Source organism: Streptococcus sp. 343_SSPC, assembly GCF_001072385.1.
Taxonomy (GTDB): domain Bacteria; phylum Bacillota; class Bacilli; order Lactobacillales; family Streptococcaceae; genus Streptococcus.
This window is the reverse complement of record NZ_JVKU01000016.1, coordinates 196,118-214,645: the sequence shown is the minus strand read 5'-3', so window position 1 is coordinate 214,645 and position 18,528 is coordinate 196,118. Positions and strand designations below refer to the sequence as shown.

At 41.0% G+C, this 18,528-nt stretch carries 14 protein-coding genes; 9 read left to right on the top strand and 5 right to left on the bottom strand.

Features of this window, described 5'->3' with window-relative positions; genetic code table 11:
* Positions 1 to 55: 55 nt before the first annotated feature.
* The 4 genes from asnS to ADH27_RS04905 all read left to right on the top strand — a co-directional run bounded on the left by asnS (position 56) and on the right by ADH27_RS04905 (position 6,409).
* A complete protein-coding gene (gene asnS, locus ADH27_RS04920; RefSeq protein WP_037616614.1) occupies positions 56 to 1,399 on the top strand; it encodes an asparagine--tRNA ligase in 1,344 nt (447 codons plus the stop codon).
* Between the two features lie 224 nt (positions 1,400 to 1,623).
* On the top strand, positions 1,624 to 2,823 hold the full coding sequence (locus ADH27_RS04915) for an MFS transporter (RefSeq protein ID WP_048716169.1): 1,200 nt from the start codon (positions 1,624 to 1,626) through the stop codon (positions 2,821 to 2,823).
* A gap of 116 nt (positions 2,824 to 2,939) precedes the next feature.
* Positions 2,940 to 4,676: an ABC transporter ATP-binding protein gene (locus tag ADH27_RS04910; RefSeq protein WP_048716167.1), complete on the top strand. Its 1,737-nt coding sequence runs from the start codon at positions 2,940 to 2,942 to the stop codon at positions 4,674 to 4,676.
* Entirely contained in the window at positions 4,673 to 6,409 is a 1,737-nt protein-coding gene (locus ADH27_RS04905; protein ID WP_048716166.1) for an ABC transporter ATP-binding protein, read from the top strand. Before ADH27_RS04910 ends, ADH27_RS04905 begins: the two co-directional genes overlap by 4 nt.
* Before the next feature lie 38 nt (positions 6,410 to 6,447).
* Here ADH27_RS04905 and ADH27_RS04900 read toward each other — a convergent pair whose 3' ends face one another.
* The 3 genes from ADH27_RS04900 to ADH27_RS04890 all read right to left on the bottom strand — a co-directional run bounded on the left by ADH27_RS04900 (position 6,448) and on the right by ADH27_RS04890 (position 10,703).
* Positions 6,448 to 7,602, bottom strand: coding sequence for an MFS transporter (locus ADH27_RS04900; RefSeq protein WP_048716164.1), 1,155 nt, complete (start codon positions 7,600 to 7,602; stop codon positions 6,448 to 6,450).
* A 153-nt stretch (positions 7,603 to 7,755) separates the two neighbouring features.
* Positions 7,756 to 8,496 carry an amino acid ABC transporter ATP-binding protein gene (locus tag ADH27_RS04895; protein ID WP_048716162.1) on the bottom strand — a complete coding sequence of 247 codons (741 nt, stop codon included), beginning with the start codon at positions 8,494 to 8,496 and terminating at the stop codon, positions 7,756 to 7,758.
* Positions 8,496 to 10,703 carry an ABC transporter substrate-binding protein/permease gene (locus tag ADH27_RS04890; RefSeq protein ID WP_048716160.1) on the bottom strand — a complete coding sequence of 736 codons (2,208 nt, stop codon included), beginning with the start codon at positions 10,701 to 10,703 and terminating at the stop codon, positions 8,496 to 8,498. Before ADH27_RS04890 ends, ADH27_RS04895 begins: the two co-directional genes overlap by 1 nt.
* Before the next feature lie 263 nt (positions 10,704 to 10,966).
* On the opposite strand from ADH27_RS04890, the gene ADH27_RS04885 reads away from it, so the two are divergent.
* The gene (locus ADH27_RS04885; RefSeq protein ID WP_193389719.1) at positions 10,967 to 11,905 is read left to right on the top strand and encodes a CPBP family intramembrane glutamic endopeptidase; all 939 of its coding nucleotides are present in this window, start codon (positions 10,967 to 10,969) and stop codon (positions 11,903 to 11,905) included.
* A gap of 102 nt (positions 11,906 to 12,007) precedes the next feature.
* Here the strand turns inward: ADH27_RS04885 and ADH27_RS04880 are convergent, their stop codons facing one another.
* Both ADH27_RS04880 and ADH27_RS04875 read right to left on the bottom strand, forming a co-directional pair.
* Positions 12,008 to 13,084: a sensor histidine kinase gene (locus tag ADH27_RS04880; RefSeq protein ID WP_048716156.1), complete on the bottom strand. Its 1,077-nt coding sequence runs from the start codon at positions 13,082 to 13,084 to the stop codon at positions 12,008 to 12,010.
* The gene (locus tag ADH27_RS04875) at positions 13,069 to 13,740 is read right to left on the bottom strand and encodes a response regulator transcription factor (protein ID WP_048716154.1); all 672 of its coding nucleotides are present in this window, start codon (positions 13,738 to 13,740) and stop codon (positions 13,069 to 13,071) included. Before ADH27_RS04875 ends, ADH27_RS04880 begins: the two co-directional genes overlap by 16 nt.
* 158 nt (positions 13,741 to 13,898) lie before the next feature.
* Here ADH27_RS04875 and ADH27_RS04870 point away from each other — a divergent pair, with 158 nt between their 5' ends.
* The 4 genes from ADH27_RS04870 to uvrB all read left to right on the top strand — a co-directional run bounded on the left by ADH27_RS04870 (position 13,899) and on the right by uvrB (position 18,528).
* Complete coding sequence (locus ADH27_RS04870) at positions 13,899 to 14,609, top strand: ABC transporter ATP-binding protein (RefSeq protein WP_003007544.1); 711 nt, start codon at positions 13,899 to 13,901, stop codon at positions 14,607 to 14,609.
* Position 14,610: 1 nt separating this feature from the next.
* Positions 14,611 to 15,420, top strand: a complete 810-nt coding sequence (locus ADH27_RS04865) for a hypothetical protein (protein WP_048716152.1) — start codon at positions 14,611 to 14,613, stop codon at positions 15,418 to 15,420.
* Positions 15,404 to 16,093: a hypothetical protein gene (locus ADH27_RS04860; RefSeq protein ID WP_048716150.1), complete on the top strand. Its 690-nt coding sequence runs from the start codon at positions 15,404 to 15,406 to the stop codon at positions 16,091 to 16,093. The genes ADH27_RS04865 and ADH27_RS04860 overlap by 17 nt, the downstream gene beginning before the upstream one ends.
* Positions 16,094 to 16,539: 446 nt before the next feature.
* A complete protein-coding gene (gene uvrB / locus ADH27_RS04855) occupies positions 16,540 to 18,528 on the top strand; it encodes an excinuclease ABC subunit UvrB (RefSeq protein WP_048716148.1) in 1,989 nt (662 codons plus the stop codon).

The window sequence follows — 18,528 nt, the reverse complement described above, 5'->3', positions numbered from 1 at the left end:
AAATGAAAGATGACCATGTCTTCGGACAAGTACAATGAGAAAAGGAAGATCTATTATGACAAAACGGATTACCATCATCGAAGTAAAAGACTACGTCGGTCAAGAAGTGACCATCGGTGCTTGGGTTGCGAATAAATCAGGAAAAGGGAAGATCGCTTTCTTGCAATTGCGTGACGGAACGGCCTTCTTCCAAGGTGTTGCTTTCAAACCAAACTTTATCGAAAAATTCGGCGAAGAAGTAGGTCTTGAAAAATTTGACACCATCAAACGTCTAAGCCAAGAAACATCTGTTTTCGTGACAGGGATTGTCAAAGAAGACGAGCGTTCTAAATTTGGTTATGAGCTCGATATTACAGACATCGAAGTCATCGGTGAATCGCAAGATTACCCAATCACTCCAAAAGAACACGGAACAGACTTCTTGATGGACAATCGTCACTTGTGGCTTCGTTCTCGTAAGCAAGTCGCTGTCATGCAAATCCGTAATGCTATTATCTACGCGACTTATGAGTTCTTTGATAAAAATGGTTTCATGAAGTTTGATAGCCCAATTCTTTCAGGAAATGCGGCAGAAGATTCGACAGAACTTTTTGAAACAGATTACTTTGGAACACCAGCATACTTGAGCCAATCAGGTCAGCTTTATCTTGAAGCTGGTGCTATGGCTCTTGGTCGTGTCTTTGACTTTGGTCCAGTATTCCGTGCTGAAAAATCTAAGACTCGTCGTCACTTGACTGAGTTCTGGATGATGGATGCTGAGTACTCTTACTTGACACACGATGAGTCACTTGACTTGCAAGAAGCTTATGTTAAAGCTTTGCTTCAAGGTGTTTTGGACCGTGCCCCTCAAGCCTTGGAAACATTGGAACGTGATACAGAGCTCTTGAAACGCTACATTGCAGAACCATTCAAACGCATCACTTATGATGAAGCGATTGATCTCTTGCAAGAGCATGAAAACGATGAAGATGCGGACTACGAGCATCTTGAACACGGAGATGACTTCGGTTCACCACACGAAACTTGGATTTCAAACCACTTTGGTGTACCAACCTTCGTAATCAACTACCCAGCAGACATCAAGGCCTTCTACATGAAGCCAGTCCCTGGTAATCCAGACCGCGTGCTTTGTGCAGACTTGCTTGCACCAGAAGGCTACGGAGAAATCATCGGTGGTTCAATGCGTGAGGAAGACTACGATGCCCTTGTAGCGAAGATGGAATCACTTGGTATGGATCGTACGGAGTATGAATTCTACCTTGACCTTCGTAAATACGGTACAGTCCCACACGGTGGATTTGGTATCGGTATCGAGCGGATGGTCACCTTCGCAGCTGGTACTAAACACATCCGTGAAGCTATTCCATTCCCACGTATGTTGCACCGTATCAAACCTTAATAGCCATAAAAACGCCGTCTGGCGTTTTTATACTCTTCGAAAATCAAATTCAAACTACGTCAGCTTCACCTTGCCGTACTCAAGTACAGCCTGCGGCTAGCTTCCTAGTTTGCTCTTTGATTTTCATTGAGTATTACTTTAAATGAAAGAGGTGGAAAAAATGTAGACAACTCTCAGTAAGTCTTTTAGAAACAGTCATACTATATATTGAAAGAGAGAAAACAATGTTTAAAAGAACTTACAAAGGCAATATTCCACTCCTAGCAGGTCTGGAATTCACATCTTACTTCGGAATTACCAGTTTTTGGATTTTATTCTTCATCCAAAATGGTCTTTCCTTGCTTCAAATCGGTCTATTAGAGAGTATCTTTCATGGGACCAGCCTCTTGTGCGAGATCCCATCCGGTATGCTGGCCGATCGCTTTAGCTACAAGACCAATCTCTATTTGGCTCGCTTGGCCAGCATTGGATCCTCTATCTTGATCTTGTTTGGTCAGGGGAATTTTTGGATCTATGCGATTTCTATGATGGTCAGTGCTTGGTCTTATAATTTTGACTCGGGAACCAGTACCGCTTTCTTATATGATTCTGCGGTAGAAGCAGGTCAAAAGGACCGGTATCTTCAGATTTCTAGCTTTTTGTCTGGTGTAGCAGAAGTCACCCGAACCTTAGGGACAGTTGTGGCAGGCTTCTTTGTTCATGGAGCATTGGCTTGGACCTACCTAATTGCTATTGGTCTTTCCTTGCTTTCCATAGTCTTGATTTTTCTTATGAAGGAGCCGGAGAGCAAAAGTGGTGAAAGAAATCATTTGACCTTGAAACGGATATTGGTGGTAGTGAAAAAAGAATGGCAGGAAAAACCAGTACTTTTTTACTGGATGCTCACCAATCAACTGCTAGGAACCATCATGTGCATGTTTTATTTTTACTACCAACAGAAAATTAGTGACTTAGCCAGTTGGCAAGTTTCGCTCATCATGTTGATTGGTAGTGGATTCAATCTCCTAGCGGTTTATCTGGCCAGTCAAATCGGGAAAAAATGGAATAGTAATCAAGTCTTTCCAATTCTAGTGGCACTGACAGGTTTGGCCTTGCTTTTGGTAACTTTCAAGACTCCATTCGCCTATCTGAGTGTCTATCTCTTGACAAATGCACTATACGCAGTTTATCAACCCATCTACTACAATGATTTACAAACTTATCTGCCTTCTAGTGTACGAGCAACCATGCTGAGTATCAATTCCATGATGTTTAGTCTTTCCATGATCGTCATCTTCCCACTGACTGGTTGGTTGATTGATACTTGTGGATTTGTAGCTGTTTTTCTTGTGCTAGGCCTGATAACACTCATCTCTTTCCCAATCTTAGTGATTGGATTGGGGAAAATGGGCAAGATCTTAAACAAGGGAACGAAGACGGAATAAAATTGCTGGCCTTCATCAGGTCATTAATCGACTCTCTCTGCTTTGCAGGGGGAGTTTTTTTATCTTTCTAAATTATGGTAAAATAAGTACATCCTTTAGAAAGAAAAATGACTAGTATGAAAGACTTATTGAAATACTTCAGGAATTATAAAAAAGAAACCATACTGGGACCGTTTTTCAAGTTGTTAGAAGCAACTTTTGAATTACTGGTTCCACTTTTAATTGCCCATCTGGTCGATCAGCTCATCCCCCGTCAGGATCAAGGGGGGATATTTGGACTGGTTGGTCTCTTATTTGTTTTTGCTGGTTTTGGGGTTTTTGTAGCGATAACGGCCCAATATTATTCATCAAAAGCAGCAGTAGGCTATACCAAGGAATTGACTAATGACCTGTATGAGAAGATTCTCAGCTTGTCTAAAGAGCAAAGAGACCGTTTAACCACTTCAAGTCTCGTGACACGCTTAACCAGTGATACCTATCAGATTCAAACGGGGATTAATCTATTTTTACGTCTATTTCTCCGTGCGCCAATTGTTGTTTTTGGTTCGATTTTTATGGCCTTCACCATTAGTCCGCAACTGACCCTGTGGTTTATTGGTATGGTTGCTCTCTTGTCCCTCATCATTGTCCTTATGTCTCGTCTGGTCAATCCTCTTTATGCGCGCATCAGGAAAATTACGGACCGAATGGTTACCATTACGCGTCAGCAGTTACAAGGGATGAGGGTTATCCGCGCCTTTGGGCAGGCAGCTCACGAAGAAGCAGAGTTTAATGAGGTCAACCAAGACTATACGAAGTGGCAATTAGTGGTCTCTAAATGGTCTAGTTTAATCAGTCCCTTGACTTTCCTCGTCGTGAATGGAACCTTGATTTGTATTCTTTGGCAAGGGCAAGCCTCTATTCAAATGGGGACCCTCAGTCAAGGAATGTTGGTCGCTTTGGTCAATTACCTGCTTCAAATTTTGACGGAATTACTGAAGTTAGCGATGTTGGTGACCTCGCTCAACCAAAGCTATATTGCTGCTGGTCGGATAGTCCAGGTCTTTGATGAGAAAAGTGAAGAGCTGGATCAAGAGTTGGATGATGTATCTGTTTCTGACCCTCAGCTGGCGCTACAGATCCAAGACCTTGTCTTTACCTATCCTTTAGCCGCAAAACCATCCTTAGAAGGGATTCACTTATCCCTGAACAAGGGTCAAACCTTGGGAATTATTGGAGGGACAGGATCAGGGAAGTCCACTCTGGTTCAATTGCTAGGGCATCTTTATAGCCCAAGCCACGGGAGTGTAAGTCTCTTTAAGGATGGTCAGAGTCCCAAGACCCTTCGTCAGTGGCGTGACTGGGTAGCAGTAGTTCCTCAAAAAGCAGAACTCTTTAAAGGAAGTATTCGTTCCAATCTAACGCTGGGATTAAATGAGGAAGCGAATGAAGAGCAGTTGTGGTGGGCCTTGGGAGTTGCGCAAGCAGCTGATTTCGTCCGTGAGAAAGTGGGAGGACTAGAGGCTCCCGTAGAAGCTTTTGGACGGAATTTTTCCGGTGGTCAGCGTCAACGTTTGACCATAGCACGTGCTATCCTTCGCAAAGCACCATTTTTGGTCTTGGATGATTCTACATCTGCCTTGGACTATTTGACAGAAGCACGACTTTTACAGGCTCTAAAAGAGGAATTGACGGAGACAAGCCTCATTCTCATTTCGCAGCGGACCAATAGTCTACGAAGTGCTGAGCAAATTCTCGTCTTAGATAAAGGTCGTCAAGTCGGCCTAGGAAGTCATGAGGACTTGGTGGCAACCAATCCTTTATACCAAGAGATTCATTTCTCCCAACAGAAGAGAGAGGAGGGGGCAGAATGAAACAAAAGACATATTTACGGCGCTTGCTTGCTGACTTAGCCAAGCAGCCCATCTGGCTAATCTTAGCCAGTCTGGGAACCATCTTGCAAGTCTTGTTAACCGTCTATATCCCTATCCTGATCGGGCGGGCAGTGGACCTAGTGGTCCTCCCTGATGCAGCTCACCTCATACTCCCACTTATCTTGCAAATAGGTCTAGTGATCCTCTTTGCAACCTTGATTCAATGGTTTAATCCTTTAATTTACAATCAGATGATCTATCGCTACAGTAAGGATTTAAGGGAGAAGGTCATCCAGAAAGTGCATGTCCTACCTTTATCTTACCTGGATCGTCAAGGTACTGGGGATTTGGTAAGTCGCTTGACCACTGACGTTGAACAACTAAACAATGGTTTATTCATGGTCTTCAGTCAGTTCTTTGTTGGTCTTCTTACGATTCTAGTGACCATTGCCAGTATGGCCCGATTGGATTGGATGATGATGGGGATGGTCTTAATCTTGACACCCTTATCACTCTTTATCGCCCGTTTTATTGCCAAGCGTTCTTACCATCTCTTCAGGATGCAGACCCAGGCGCGTGGGGTTCAGACGCAAATGATTGAAGAATCTCTTAGTCAAGAAAGCTTGCTTCAAGCCTTCAATGCTCAGGCTGCATTTCATAGGAAGTTTATCGAGATCAATGGCGACTATGCTGGTTGCTCTCAAGAAGCGATTTTTTACTCCTCCACCGTTAATCCTGCGACGCGCTTTGTCAATGCTCTAATTTATGCGCTTGTGACGGGATTTGGTGCCGTCCGTATCCTATCTGGAACGAGCTTTACTGTTGGTCAGTTGGTAACCTTTCTCAACTATGTCAATCAGTATACTAAACCCTTCAATGACATCTCCTCTGTCCTTGCTGAACTGCAGAGCGCCTTAGCTTGTGCAGAGCGTCTCTATAGTATCCTAGACCAAGAGGAAGTGAAAGAAAGTGGCAAGAGAGACTTGCAAGAAGACGCTGTCGAAGGAGCTGTCCAATTTGATCATGTCAGCTTTGGTTATCGCCCTGATCAGACACTCATAAAGGATCTTTCCATTTCTATCCCGCCGGCTAGTAATGTAGCCATTGTTGGTCCAACTGGGGCTGGGAAATCTACATTGATTAATCTTCTCATGCGATTCTATGATGTGGATCAGGGGCAGTTGCGCTTAGATAATGAAGCTGTAAATAGCTATAGTCTAGCAAGCTATCGCAAGCAGTTTGGGATGGTGCTCCAAGAGACTTGGCTCAAAGTTGGAACGGTTCATGAGAATATCGCCTTTGGTCGACCTGATGCAAGTCGGGAAGAAGTGGTCCAAGCAGCAAAAGCTGCCAATGCTGATTTCTTTATTCAACAGCTTCCAGATGGCTATGATACCTATCTAGCCGATGCTGGAGACTCCCTCTCTCAAGGACAAAGACAGCTTCTGACTATTGCTCGGGTCTTTCTTGCAGTACCTAAGATCCTGATCCTAGATGAGGCGACCTCTTCCATCGACACGCGGACAGAGTTGCTTATTCAAGATGCCTTTCATAAGTTAATGGTGGGTCGGACCAGCTTTGTGATTGCCCATCGCCTGTCTACAATTGAAAATGCGGATCTCATCCTAGTCATGGTAGATGGAAATATCGTTGAACATGGGAATCATACGGAGTTGATGGCTCAAAGAGGTGTTTATTACAAAATGCAAACTGCCCAACTTTCTAGTAATTAAGACAGTAAAAGACTGGATCTTTGTCCAGTCTTTTGTGTTTAATCCTGCTGATCTTTTAAAAGATAGAGAAGAGAGAAGGCCAAGAGAGCCATAGCAAAACCTAATACGGTAAAGATGAAAGCGTTGCTGTCTGAGATGAGACCGATGGTATTGAGAGCGAAAGGTGTAATGGCCGCTCCAAAGCTACAGCCCAAGACGGCTACAGAGGTCACTTGGTTTAATCGTTTCGCAGGAATTTTGGCTGACAAGATTTGGAAAACCATGGTGAGAGCAGTGCTATACGTATAGCCGGAGAAGAGGGCGGATAGAGCAAGAAGAGGGATACTTGGAGAAAGGGCTACAGCCATCATGGAGAATCCGTAAGCAATCCCGGCATAAGTGATCAATTTGCTCTTGAACAAATGTACAAGGCCAGAGAAGGTGAGACCAGCTAGAATTCCGATTAATTGCATAGCACTTAGAATGAAGCTGGCTGAATTATGCTGATCCTTGAACGTGTAGGCGACAATACTTGGAATGCGAAGAGTTACTCCGACGTTGCAAAGGACAATCATTGCGGCTACAATGGCCAAAATAATAGTTAACTTCCATTCTTCTTTTTGGAGTGGTTCTTTCTGATTGGCTTGTGTATGCTGACTTTCTTCTTGCTGGTGGTAAGGGACAAAGGTCATGAAGAGAAAGAGAACGATTAAGCCGGCCCCGTAGGCTAGGAAGCTAGAAGTCCAGCCGAATTGGAGGAGGAAGCCGACTAATAAAGTGACGAGGGCTGTCCCTACGACCTCGGCAGAACCACGAAATCCAAGAGTTTGGACTCGTTCACGTCCATGATAGCGTTCGCTGATAATTGAAATAGCCTTAGCATTGATCAAACCGACACCCATTCCAAAGATGAAACGAGAGATGAAGAGGATAGGATAAGCTTGGTTAATGAAAGGGACCATTCCGAAGATTGAGAGGATTAACAGACCAGTGATAATCATCTTTCTCTCATCCAAGAAGCGTTCGATAAAGGTGTTGAGAAAGAGGGTGAGCATAATCCCAGCGGATGGAAGGGATACCAAGAGTTCGATCTGACTTTTAGGGAGATCCTTATAGTATTCAAACATATAGGGAAGTGCGCTAGAAATCGAAAAAGACGTTGTTAATACAAGAGATAAAGAAAGGATACTAACCTTTTCTAATAATTTTTTCATAATCATCCTTCAGTCACATATTTGGTCAAAAGACACTCTACTATGGTATAGTTTTTTGCTTCATTTAGCAAGTTATTTAAATGAAATTTCTTAATATTTTTATAATTAAGAGAAGAAAAAAACTGGAGGTTTAACTCCAGTTTTTTATTTCTATTAGACGTTTAAGACTTTATCTAAGAATTCTTTCAATCGTGGGTGTTGTGGGTTGTCGAATATTTGGTCTGGTTTGCCATCTTCGAGGAATTCCCCATCAGCGGTAAAGATGACACGATTGGCTACTTGGCGAGCAAATCCCATCTCGTGGGTAACGATAATCATGGTCATGCCTTGTTTAGCCAAGTCCTTCATAACGTTTAGTACATCTCCGACCATCTCAGGGTCAAGAGCAGAAGTCGGTTCGTCAAAGAGCATGACGTCTGGCTTCATAGCGAGACCACGCGCAATGGCTACCCGCTGTTTCTGACCACCTGACAAGCTATCAGGAGAGACATCAGCTTTGTCAGCCAGTCCAACCTTTTCCAAGAGTTCCATCGCTAGTTCTCTAGCTTCTTCACGATTCATGCGTTTGTGCTCTAAAGGAGCAAACATGATGTTTTCGATAACACTCATATGAGGGAAGAGGTTGAAGTGCTGGAAGACCATCCCAACATTTTCACGGACGATATCAATGTTGGTTTTTGGATCAGTAAGATCATAGCCGTTCACGGTAATCTGTCCCTTGGTTACTTCTTCGAGAAGATTGAGACTGCGTAGGAAGGTGGATTTACCAGAACCAGATGGTCCGATGATACAAACCACATCTCCTTCGTAGAATTTTGTTGAGATGCCTTTAAGGACCTCGTTTTCACCGTAATATTTGTGGAGGTCATGGACATCAATTTTTAATTTAGCCATTAGTTAACCCTCTTTTCTAATTGTTTTGCAAAGCGTGTCAATAAGGTAATGATGACGAGGTAGAAGACGGCAAGGATTGCATACATCTTGAAACTTTGGTAGTTTCGAGCGATGATAATCTTACCAGTCTGGAAGAGCTCGACCAAACCGATCGCAGACACGATGGTCGTATCTTTCAGTGCAATAACGAATTGGTTGACAAAGTTTGGAAGCATGAGTTTAGTCGCTTGAGGCAAGATAATCTTGCGCATGGTCTTGCTATAAGAAATCCCGAGGCTTCGACTAGCTTCCATCTGTCCGGCAGGTACGGCTTGAATCCCACCACGAACAATCTCAGCAATATAAGCAGCAGCATTGAGGGAGAGAGCGATGGTACCTGCAAGGAAGTCATTGATTGGGGATTGGTGACCCGTCATGGACTCGATCAAATTGGGAATTCCCCAGAAGATGAAGGCAGCAAGGATCATCAGTGGGATACCACGGATGACATCGACGAAGATCTCAGCTGTCCAACGAAGCCATTTATAAGGACTCACACTGAACATTCCAAAGATGATCCCGATCACCATAGCGATCGCAAATGATAGAAGTGCTAGTGCAATAGTGACACCAAGTCCACTTAACAATTGTTTGTAATTGTTTTGGAGCAAGCCCCAGATAGTCGTTTCATCTACTGCAGTAGAGTCTGTGGTTTCATCACTATCACTTGAAAGGTACTTATCCAAGATTTTTTGGTATTCGCCACTTTCTTTCAAATTGGCTAAACCGTTGTTGAACATTTCAATCAATTCAGGGTTCGAATCTTTTTGAACAGCAAAAGCAATCTGACCGCTTGGAGTTCCTTCGATAGGTGTTTTGAATTTACGTCCTTGTTTAATGGCGTATTTGATGACAGGTTCATCATCCATGATGGCAGCTACAGAACCTGAGTTCAAGCTGTCATACATAGAAGCCCCATCTGAGAAGGTTTTGATTTTATAGCCATACTTGCTCTTGTTTTCCTCGAGGAAAGTTTGAGAAGCAGTCCCATTTTTGACCCCAACTGTTTTTCCTTTTAGATCTTCGTAGGAAGAAATCTTACTACTTTCTTGAACTGCTAGGATCGAATTCGTTGTGTAGTATGGGTCAGAGAAGTCAAAAGTTGCCTTACGAGCATCTGTCACAGTCATGCCGGCAATCATTCCGTCCGCATTTCCATTCTGAACATCACTGACGGCAGCATCAAAACCAGGGTTGCTAATTTCTAGAGTAAAGCCTTGGTCTTTGGCAATGGCCTTAATCAATTCCATATCAATTCCAGTGTATTTACTTTGATCATTTTGGAAGACAAAGGGAGCAAAAGAGGAATCACTAGAAATTTTGTAGGTTTTCTTCTTTGGAGTCGCCTTTTGGCCGGCTTCAGTGCTCGTTTCAGGAACAGCAGAAGTGCTAGCGGTAGTAGTTGTTGTTGAAGATGATGATTGGCTGCTACCAGTCCATTTTTCAATAATTTGGTCCAATGTACCATCTTTCTTCATTTGAGCAAGAGCTGTATTGAATTGTTTAATGAGGTTTTCATGAGAACCATCCTTCTTGACCCCAAAGGCAAAGCTTCCGACAGCTTCTCCTTCCATATTAATAGAAAGATCTTGGCCTTGCTTAATGGCATATTCGATAACAGGTTGGTCGTCCATAATGGCATCCACTGCACCGGTTGATAAACTATTGTTCATCAAATCACTGGTATCGAATGTCTTGATCGTATATCCGTACTTGTCCTTGTTCTTCTGAAGGAAGCGTTGAGCAGCTGTACCGTTTTTGACTCCGACCGTTTTTCCTTTGAGCTGGTCATAGGAAGTGATTTTGTTAGCTTTCTTAGTCGCAATCACGACTTTTGTATCATAGTAGGTATCAGACATCGCAAAGACTTGCTCACGTTCCTTGGTCTTGGTCATCCCTGCCATAATGGCATCGGCTTGACCAGCTTGAACTGCATTGACCGCTGCATCAAAGCCTGGGAACGATTTTTCTAAGGTCCATCCGTTAATTTCAGCGACCTTATCCAAGATTTCAACGTCAATTCCTTTATAAACTTGGTCTGAGTCTTTAAATTCGAAGGGCGCATATGCTGTATCGAAAACGACTTTTACAGTTTCAGCCTGTGCTTGACTCGCAAAGGCGAATAGTGGAAATAAGAAAAGCAAACATGCTACTAGTTTTTTCTTCATTTCGTTCTCCTTTATATCTAATCCACTGGTCTCGAGAAGAGCAATGGAAGGGATACCCAAAAGGGCTCAAAAAAATAAAGAATTCATACTGAAAACAAGTATGAATTTCAATCATTTATTTTTTACAAGTATTATCATATCATAAATGAAACCTAAAATCAAGAAATTCAATCAACTCATGTCAGGTTATCTAACATGATCTAATCTTGCAGTCTCAGATTTTCTTTGCTACAATGGACCTATTAGATAAATGGAGGTTGATCATGAAGAAAGGGAAGATCATTCAAGATATAAAAACTAACACCTCATGGCCAGTACTTGTTTCTACACTATTCTATGTGTTTTTAACCTTCCTATTTGTTGAAGGTGGACTTTGGTTTGGGAGTGAGTTTGTTGGACCATTTTCTCTAGTCATAGAGTTTTTAACAGAGCTCTTTTCACCAGGCAATGGAGGAGCGAGTGTCCAAGAATTTTTCTACCATTATTTTCTTTATTATGAGCTTTTCAGTTTTGTATTCATTCTCTTACTCTTTATTTTTTGGGTGAAGTTCATTGAGAAGAATCCCTTATCGACTTTAGGTTTTGTAAAAAAGAATTGGCTCAAGTATCTAGGTTGGGGGATCTTGCTTTCACTGCTTCAAATGGGTGTGATTGCCCTTGTCTACCAGTTGGGTGGAATTGGGTCTTTTGAGCTTAATGAATTAAGTTTAGAACCCATCCTCTTTATTCTAGGCTTATTCCCATTTTGGCTCCTTCAAGGAGGAACGGAAGAAGTGGCGACGCGGGGTTGGCTCCTAACTCGGATTGCTGCAAGAACTAATTTGCCTTTAGCGATCGCGATTTCTAGTAGTCTCTTTGGCTTTCTTCATCTGGGAAATTCAGGAGTGACCTTCTTATCCGTACTGAATATCATCCTCGATGGAGTGCTAGCTGGTCTTCTCCTTATCTACACCGATAGTATCTGGCTAGTGGTTGCTCAACACGGTACTTGGAACTATGTACAAGGGAATCTCCTTGGTTTTCAAGTCAGTGGGACGGGCGCAGATGCTTCGATTTTTAGTTTTACCATGGGATCTGGTCCCGACTGGTTGACCGGAGGGGAATTTGGAGCGGAAGGATCGATCATCACCACTTTGGTTCTTCTTGTATCCCTAGTGATTGTTTATCTCTTAGGGGAGAGGAAAGAAAAGTTTGATGACTAACCTCTGTGTAATGGCTGATAGTCATATAAGAAAAAGACAAACACCAAAAATGACGTTTGTCTGAGTTATGAGTCGAACACATATTGATGAGTTCGGCTTTTTCTATATAATAATGGGAATAATTAGCTTGACTTGGGCACCATGATTAATATTTTCTAAATGCATCTTTCCATTATGAAGTTTCATGACGCGTTTTACGAAAGATAAACCAAGTCCATAGTGACTTTCTTGAGAGGGTGTTCTTGCTTGGTCATCTTTATAGAAAAGATTTCCAGCATTCTGTAATATATTTTTTGAAAAACTAGATTGGTTATTCCATATAGTTAGAACTAATTGACTATTTTCTTGTGAAATTGTTAGGTTGATTTGTGCATCATTTTCTTTTTGATGTTGTATTGCATTATTAATAATATTTGTGATTGCTCGGAAAAATAGATTGGAATGAATTGCAATATGTGTCGATGGAGTTACTGTATTTGAAAAAACAAATTGTGTATATCTAGGGAGTAAGGGAGTGATGTGTTCTTTCAATTGATAAGTTACTTGTTTAATTGATATCTTTTCAAGTTGAATATCATGGTCGTAAAAGGTTTTGGAGTATTGGATGAAGTCGTTAAAATAATCGTTTAATTGAATACTTGCTTGCTCAAGATCTTTTAGACATTCTATTACTTGAGGTGTTTGCTCGGTGGATTGTAAGAATTCAGCATTTCCTCTGATGACAGTTAGAGGAGTTCGAAGATCATGTGCAGCGCTAGATACTTGAAACATGAGTTCTTTTTTTTGTTCTTTTTCATGTTCAATCCTATTTTTTATATCAGATTGCATTTTTTCGATCAGATCGTTTGTTTCAATGAATTCTTTAATCTGCAAATGGTGATGTTCATTTTTGGTGAAATATAGACCACTATGATAAACCATGTTCATTTCTTTTTGAATCTTGGTTAATAACTGTCTAATATTTATTACAATGATAACAATTAAAATGATGCAAAGATAAATCCAAGAACTGACGCTAAAAAATAAAGCAAAGTGATTGGCATTTTTCTCATTAATTCCAGATACAGAAGATAGAAGAGCTGGAACTATGTAAAAAAGTATCAGACATAGAAGAAATTGCCAAATGATTTTAAGGTAGGTACGCTTAATGAGTCGCTTGATCGTCAATTCTTTTTCCATTTGTATCCTCCTCCCCATACTGTTTTGATTGGATCAATTTGATGAGTTTTAAATTTTTGTCTAATTTGATAGATGTATTCGGTGATTGACCGTAGTTGAGCATCAGAGCTTACAGGATAAAGATAATTGTAAAGTTCTTCTATGCTAAATATTCGGTTTTCATTTTTGGCTAAAAGATAAAGTAAATCAAACTCTCGCTTAGTTAGTGATATTCTCTTTGATTGATAATAAACTTCTTGACGATCTCGATAAAAAGAAATATCTGAATTCATTTCTTCTTTAGAGGCAGGATGAGATCTTTCTTCTCTACGAAGATGCATTTGAATTCTTGCAATCAATTCTTTAATGCTGAATGGTTTTGTGATGTAATCATCGGCTCCGGCTTGTATTCCTTTTAGTAAATCTTCTTCAAAATCTTTAGCGGTTAGAAATAAGATTGGAGTAGCAATTTGTGGACGAATGGAACGACAAATTTCTAAACCAGAAATAGTCATCATGACGTCAAGTAAAATTAGATCAAATCCAGTAAAGTCACAGATATTGATCTCCTCTATATTTTTACGAGTTTCCACGTGAAAGTTGTTTGCTTCTAATGCATTCCCTATTAATCGTAAGATTTTTTCATCATCGTCAATGGCTAAAATTTTATACTTCATAGTTCCTCCAATTATATGAGCATATTATAGCAAATATAGAATGTAATTTGTTGAAAATAAAAAAAATAATTATTCTGAGAATTTCCTGATTTTCTCCTGTTATACTTGCTCCAAGTGAAGGTGGAATTTCACTAAAAGTCAGAAGGGAAAAAGAATGAATGATAACAATTCAAAAGCTACATAAGGAATATAATAATAAAATTGTCCTTCAAAACGTGTCTTTCAAAGCTAAGAAAGGTGAGATTACTGGATTGATTGGACCGAATGGGTCTGGAAAATCAACTTTAATCAGAATTTTACTTGGTTTAGAAAATAGTCAAATGGGAATGGCGTTGATCGATGGAAAAAAATACTCTCAATTGGGAGATAATCCTTTTTGTATTGTTGGATCGTTCCTTGACAGTTGCCAACCTTACCCAACCAGAACTGGATTTCAGCATCTTCGGTGGATTGGCTTGGCCTGTGGGGTTGATAGAAATAGGTGCAAGGAATGTTTAGAGTTGGTGGGGTTAAGTGAAGCTAAAAATAAAAAAGTAAAAGACTATTCATTAGGAATGAAGCAACGTCTTGGTTTAGCAACAGCCTTATTAGCAAATCCTGACATCTTAATTTTAGATGAACCAATCAATGGGCTAGATCCAGAAGGAATTCGCTGGGTACGTAATTTTTTACAATCTTTTGTCAATGAAGGTAAAACTGTCTTAATGACAAGTCATTATATGAGTGAGTTAGAATTAACTGTAGATCATTTGGTTGGTATTTCTAATGGGAAAATCGTTATTGATGCTCCTACAAAAGACATTTTGAAAGAGTTTGGATCTTTTGAGGAAGCATATTTTAAGGCGCTCGAAGGGAAAGAAGGTGCATAATATGTTGAAGCGTTCCTTTTTTAGTGACCTCTATAAATATTGTAGTTTACCTACTTTTAAAGTTACTTTTTTTCTTATTTTGGGAGTCAGCATATTTTTTACAATTCAAAATATCCAGGTGATAAATGCCTTAGCAGAAGGAAATGGCCAAGCGGTTAACCTTGATCCATCTATGTTATCATCGAATCCAGTGTATACAGTCAGGGATGCTCTCTTATCTTCACCCTACCAAGCAAGTGTTATTTTCTTGCCAATCTTGGTTTCACTTGTTTATTCAACCCATTACCAATTTGGTGATGATTATTTTAGCCAGTTATTGATTCCTAACTGGAAAGTTCGTCTTACTGGGTTTATTGCAAGTTCGATTGTCCTATCGTTACTCTCTACTTTAATATTTTCTATAGTAAACGCTGTTATTTTATTCGTTTTTCTAGATTCAACTCTAAAGAATTTTTTAGAATTGACATTGTTTTTAGACGTCACGGTAAGAGTTATGATATTTGCAATCGTTCTTACTTTATTAGCTTTACTTTTCGTAATCGTAACGAAAAAATCAATGACTGCATTAATTGCAGACGTTTTATTATTGGTAATCACCTTATCAGGTATTCTAAGAGGAATTTCTTCTAACATAGAGAATCTGTTACCTTTGATTGGGGCTAAATCATTTGCTTTTGGTCGAATTGAAGGGACTCAAATGAGTCAATTGTATGGATTTACTCTTCTAGTTGTTGAAGGAGTCGTATTCTTAGTATTGATAATTGTTGTAGAAAAGATTCGAATGGGGAGGAAGAATGGCAAGTTTATTTAGAAGTCTTATCATCAAAAAATATAGTTTAAAACCCGTGAAGTACCAGATAACTATACAGTCATTTTTGATAGGTTTTGTGTGTCTTTTAAGTGTTTTACCAGTTACAATCAATGATACTGTTGTACAATTATCTATAAAGCAAGCTCTTGTTTTTGCCTCAATGCTCTCTGTTAGTATAGGGTGTGTTAATGCATTTGTTGAGTTACAATCACACGAAACAAAACTAGTTTATTTGGTAAGTGGAAAAAGGATCTTAAGTTCAATTAGGATCCTGTTCGTAGAGTTATGTGATGTAGTACTACAATCAACCTTGTATTTCATTGTATTGCTTATATGGTTTCATTTTTTTAGTAGCGAAAATGGTGTCAGTTTAGAAATTTTCAGCTTCTATTTGATTGGCTCCATCCAATACTTTTTGATTTCTTACTTTTTAAGTTATTGTTTCAAAAGTCCAATGGGGAGTTTAGCTATTTTATTGCTATTTCCTATTTTAGTACAACCATTCATAGAAAGAGTAGTGGAACCATTGACTAGTTACCTATTTTATAATATTGTTGCAGATACAATATTAGGGAGAGCTTCCAATCTGCAACTCTGTATTTACGTTATTGGACTGGTATGTTCACTTGGAGCAACTCTCTACTTCTTGGTTAGGAATCAAGAAGTTAAGTAGTAAATAAAAATGATACTGATGAGCAAACTTTTCTAATTTTGGGAGAGTGGGACAGCAATCGGTCATTCGTTAGAATTCGATTTCGTCGTCCCACCTCCGCACAGTTGAGTAGGGCTGTAAAAGCTGATGAAATCAGCGTAGTAGAGCCCACTCAACCACTGCGTCTTGCTCAACAATCCAAAAACAATTAAGAGGCTAGGACTTTTGTCCCAGCCTCTTGTTTCGTATTGCATGGTTTTAGAATAAAAGATAAGACTTTCGAAGTAATTGCGAGAGTCTTGTTTAGTTTTTATGCTAATGCGTGTCCAATTAATTAGATTGTAATTCGCTTATGTACCAATTTAATGGATCGTTCTGTAACCTGTTGTCTTCTCTCTTCATTCCTCATCTCAGAGAATTCTGGTGATTTATGGTAAAATAAGGTCTATATATGTGAGGACAAAGAGATGATTAATCGAATTACAGATAACAAATTTAAACTAGTATCCAAATACCAACCGTCTGGGGATCAACCGCAGGCCATCGAGCAGTTGGTAGATAACATCGAGGGTGGTGAGAAGGCGCAAATCCTGATGGGAGCGACTGGTACGGGGAAGACCTACACTATGAGTCAGGTCATTGCCCAGGTCAATAAGCCGACCTTGGTCATCGCCCACAATAAAACCCTAGCGGGCCAGCTCTATGGGGAGTTTAAGGAATTTTTCCCTGAAAATGCGGTCGAGTATTTCGTCTCTTACTACGATTACTACCAGCCTGAAGCCTATGTGCCATCGAGTGATACCTATATCGAAAAAGATAGCTCGGTCAATGATGAGATTGACAAGCTTCGTCACTCAGCAACCTCCGCTCTTTTAGAGCGAAATGACGTCATTGTAGTTGCATCTGTTTCATGTATCTATGGGTTGGGTTCGCCTAAGGAATATTCCGACAGCGTGGTCAGTTTGCGTCCAGGTCTGGAGATTTCTCGTGATAAACTGCTCAATGACCTGGTGGATATCCAGTTTGAGCGCAATGACATCGACTTTCAACGGGGCAAGTTCCGTGTTCGAGGAGATGTGGTCGAGATTTTCCCAGCTTCGCGTGATGAGCATGCCTTTCGAGTCGAGTTTTTCGGGGATGAGATTGAGCGGATTCGAGAGATTGAAGCTTTGACCGGCCAGGTTCTAGGAGATGTGGACCACTTAGCCATTTTCCCAGCCACTCACTTCGTGACCAATGATGACCATATGGAAGTAGCCATTGCCAAGATTCAAGCTGAGCTGGAAGAACAGTTAGCTATCTTTGAGAAGGAAGGAAAACTGCTGGAAGCTCAACGCTTGAAACAACGGACTGAGTATGACATTGAAATGTTGCGAGAGATGGGCTACACCAATGGTGTCGAAAACTACTCACGTCATATGGATGGCCGGAGTGAAGGAGAGCCACCGTACACCCTTTTGGACTTCTTCCCTGAAGATTTTCTCATCATGATCGATGAAAGTCATATGACCATGGGCCAAATCAAGGGCATGTACAATGGAGACCGCTCGCGCAAGGAAATGCTGGTCAACTATGGCTTCCGTTTGCCGTCTGCCTTGGACAACCGGCCACTGCGTCGTGAAGAGTTTGAAAGCCATGTCCACCAGATTGTCTATGTGTCAGCGACACCAGGTGACTATGAGATGGAACAAACGGATACCGTCATCGAGCAAATCATTCGTCCGACAGGTCTTCTAGATCCCGAGGTGGAAGTGCGTCCGACCATGGGACAAATGGACGATCTCTTGGGTGAGATCAATGCGCGTGTAGAACGTGGAGAGCGGACCTTTGTCACCACCTTGACCAAGAAGATGGCTGAAGACTTGACGGACTACTTTAAGGAAATGGGTGTCAAGGTCAAATACATGCACTCGGACATTAAGACCTTGGAGCGGACGGAGATTATCCGTGATTTGCGTTTGGGTGTCTTTGATGTCTTGGTCGGTATCAACCTGCTTCGGGAAGGGATTGACGTACCAGAAGTCAGTCTAGTGGCCATTCTCGATGCAGATAAAGAAGGCTTCCTCCGTAATGAACGCGGTCTGATCCAGACCATTGGTCGTGCTGCCCGTAATAGTGAGGGTCACGTGATCATGTATGCGGACACCATGACCCAGTCTATGCAAAAAGCCATCGATGAAACGGCCCGCCGTCGTCAGATTCAGATGGCCTATAATGAAGAGCATGGAATCGTCCCACAAACCATCAAAAAGGAAATCCGAGATCTTATTTCTGTTACCAAGGCTGTGGCCAAAGAAGAAGACAAGGAAGTGGATATCACCAGTCTCAACCGCCAAGAGCGCAAAGAACTGGTCAAGAAACTGCAAGGCCAAATGCAAGAAGCTGTCGAAGTGCTTGATTTCGAATTGGCAGCACAGATCCGCGATATGATGTTGGAAGTCAAGGCTTTTGATTAG

Excerpts from the sequence above, each read along its gene's own strand:
- asnS (WP_037616614.1), top strand. The coding sequence starts at position 56 with ATGACAAAACGGATTACCATCATCGAAGTAAAAGACTACGTCGGTCAA.
- ADH27_RS04915 (WP_048716169.1), top strand. The coding sequence starts at position 1,624 with ATGTTTAAAAGAACTTACAAAGGCAATATTCCACTCCTAGCAGGTCTG.
- ADH27_RS04910 (WP_048716167.1), top strand. The coding sequence starts at position 2,940 with ATGAAAGACTTATTGAAATACTTCAGGAATTATAAAAAAGAAACCATA.
- ADH27_RS04905 (WP_048716166.1), top strand. The coding sequence starts at position 4,673 with ATGAAACAAAAGACATATTTACGGCGCTTGCTTGCTGACTTAGCCAAG.
- ADH27_RS04900 (WP_048716164.1), bottom strand. The coding sequence starts at position 7,602 with ATGAAAAAATTATTAGAAAAGGTTAGTATCCTTTCTTTATCTCTTGTA.
- ADH27_RS04895 (WP_048716162.1), bottom strand. The coding sequence starts at position 8,496 with ATGGCTAAATTAAAAATTGATGTCCATGACCTCCACAAATATTACGGT.
- ADH27_RS04890 (WP_048716160.1), bottom strand. The coding sequence starts at position 10,703 with ATGAAGAAAAAACTAGTAGCATGTTTGCTTTTCTTATTTCCACTATTC.
- ADH27_RS04885 (WP_193389719.1), top strand. The coding sequence starts at position 10,967 with ATGAAGAAAGGGAAGATCATTCAAGATATAAAAACTAACACCTCATGG.
- ADH27_RS04880 (WP_048716156.1), bottom strand. The coding sequence starts at position 13,084 with ATGGAAAAAGAATTGACGATCAAGCGACTCATTAAGCGTACCTACCTT.
- ADH27_RS04875 (WP_048716154.1), bottom strand. The coding sequence starts at position 13,740 with ATGAAGTATAAAATTTTAGCCATTGACGATGATGAAAAAATCTTACGA.
- ADH27_RS04870 (WP_003007544.1), top strand. The coding sequence starts at position 13,899 with ATGATAACAATTCAAAAGCTACATAAGGAATATAATAATAAAATTGTC.
- ADH27_RS04865 (WP_048716152.1), top strand. The coding sequence starts at position 14,611 with ATGTTGAAGCGTTCCTTTTTTAGTGACCTCTATAAATATTGTAGTTTA.
- ADH27_RS04860 (WP_048716150.1), top strand. The coding sequence starts at position 15,404 with ATGGCAAGTTTATTTAGAAGTCTTATCATCAAAAAATATAGTTTAAAA.
- uvrB (WP_048716148.1), top strand. The coding sequence starts at position 16,540 with ATGATTAATCGAATTACAGATAACAAATTTAAACTAGTATCCAAATAC.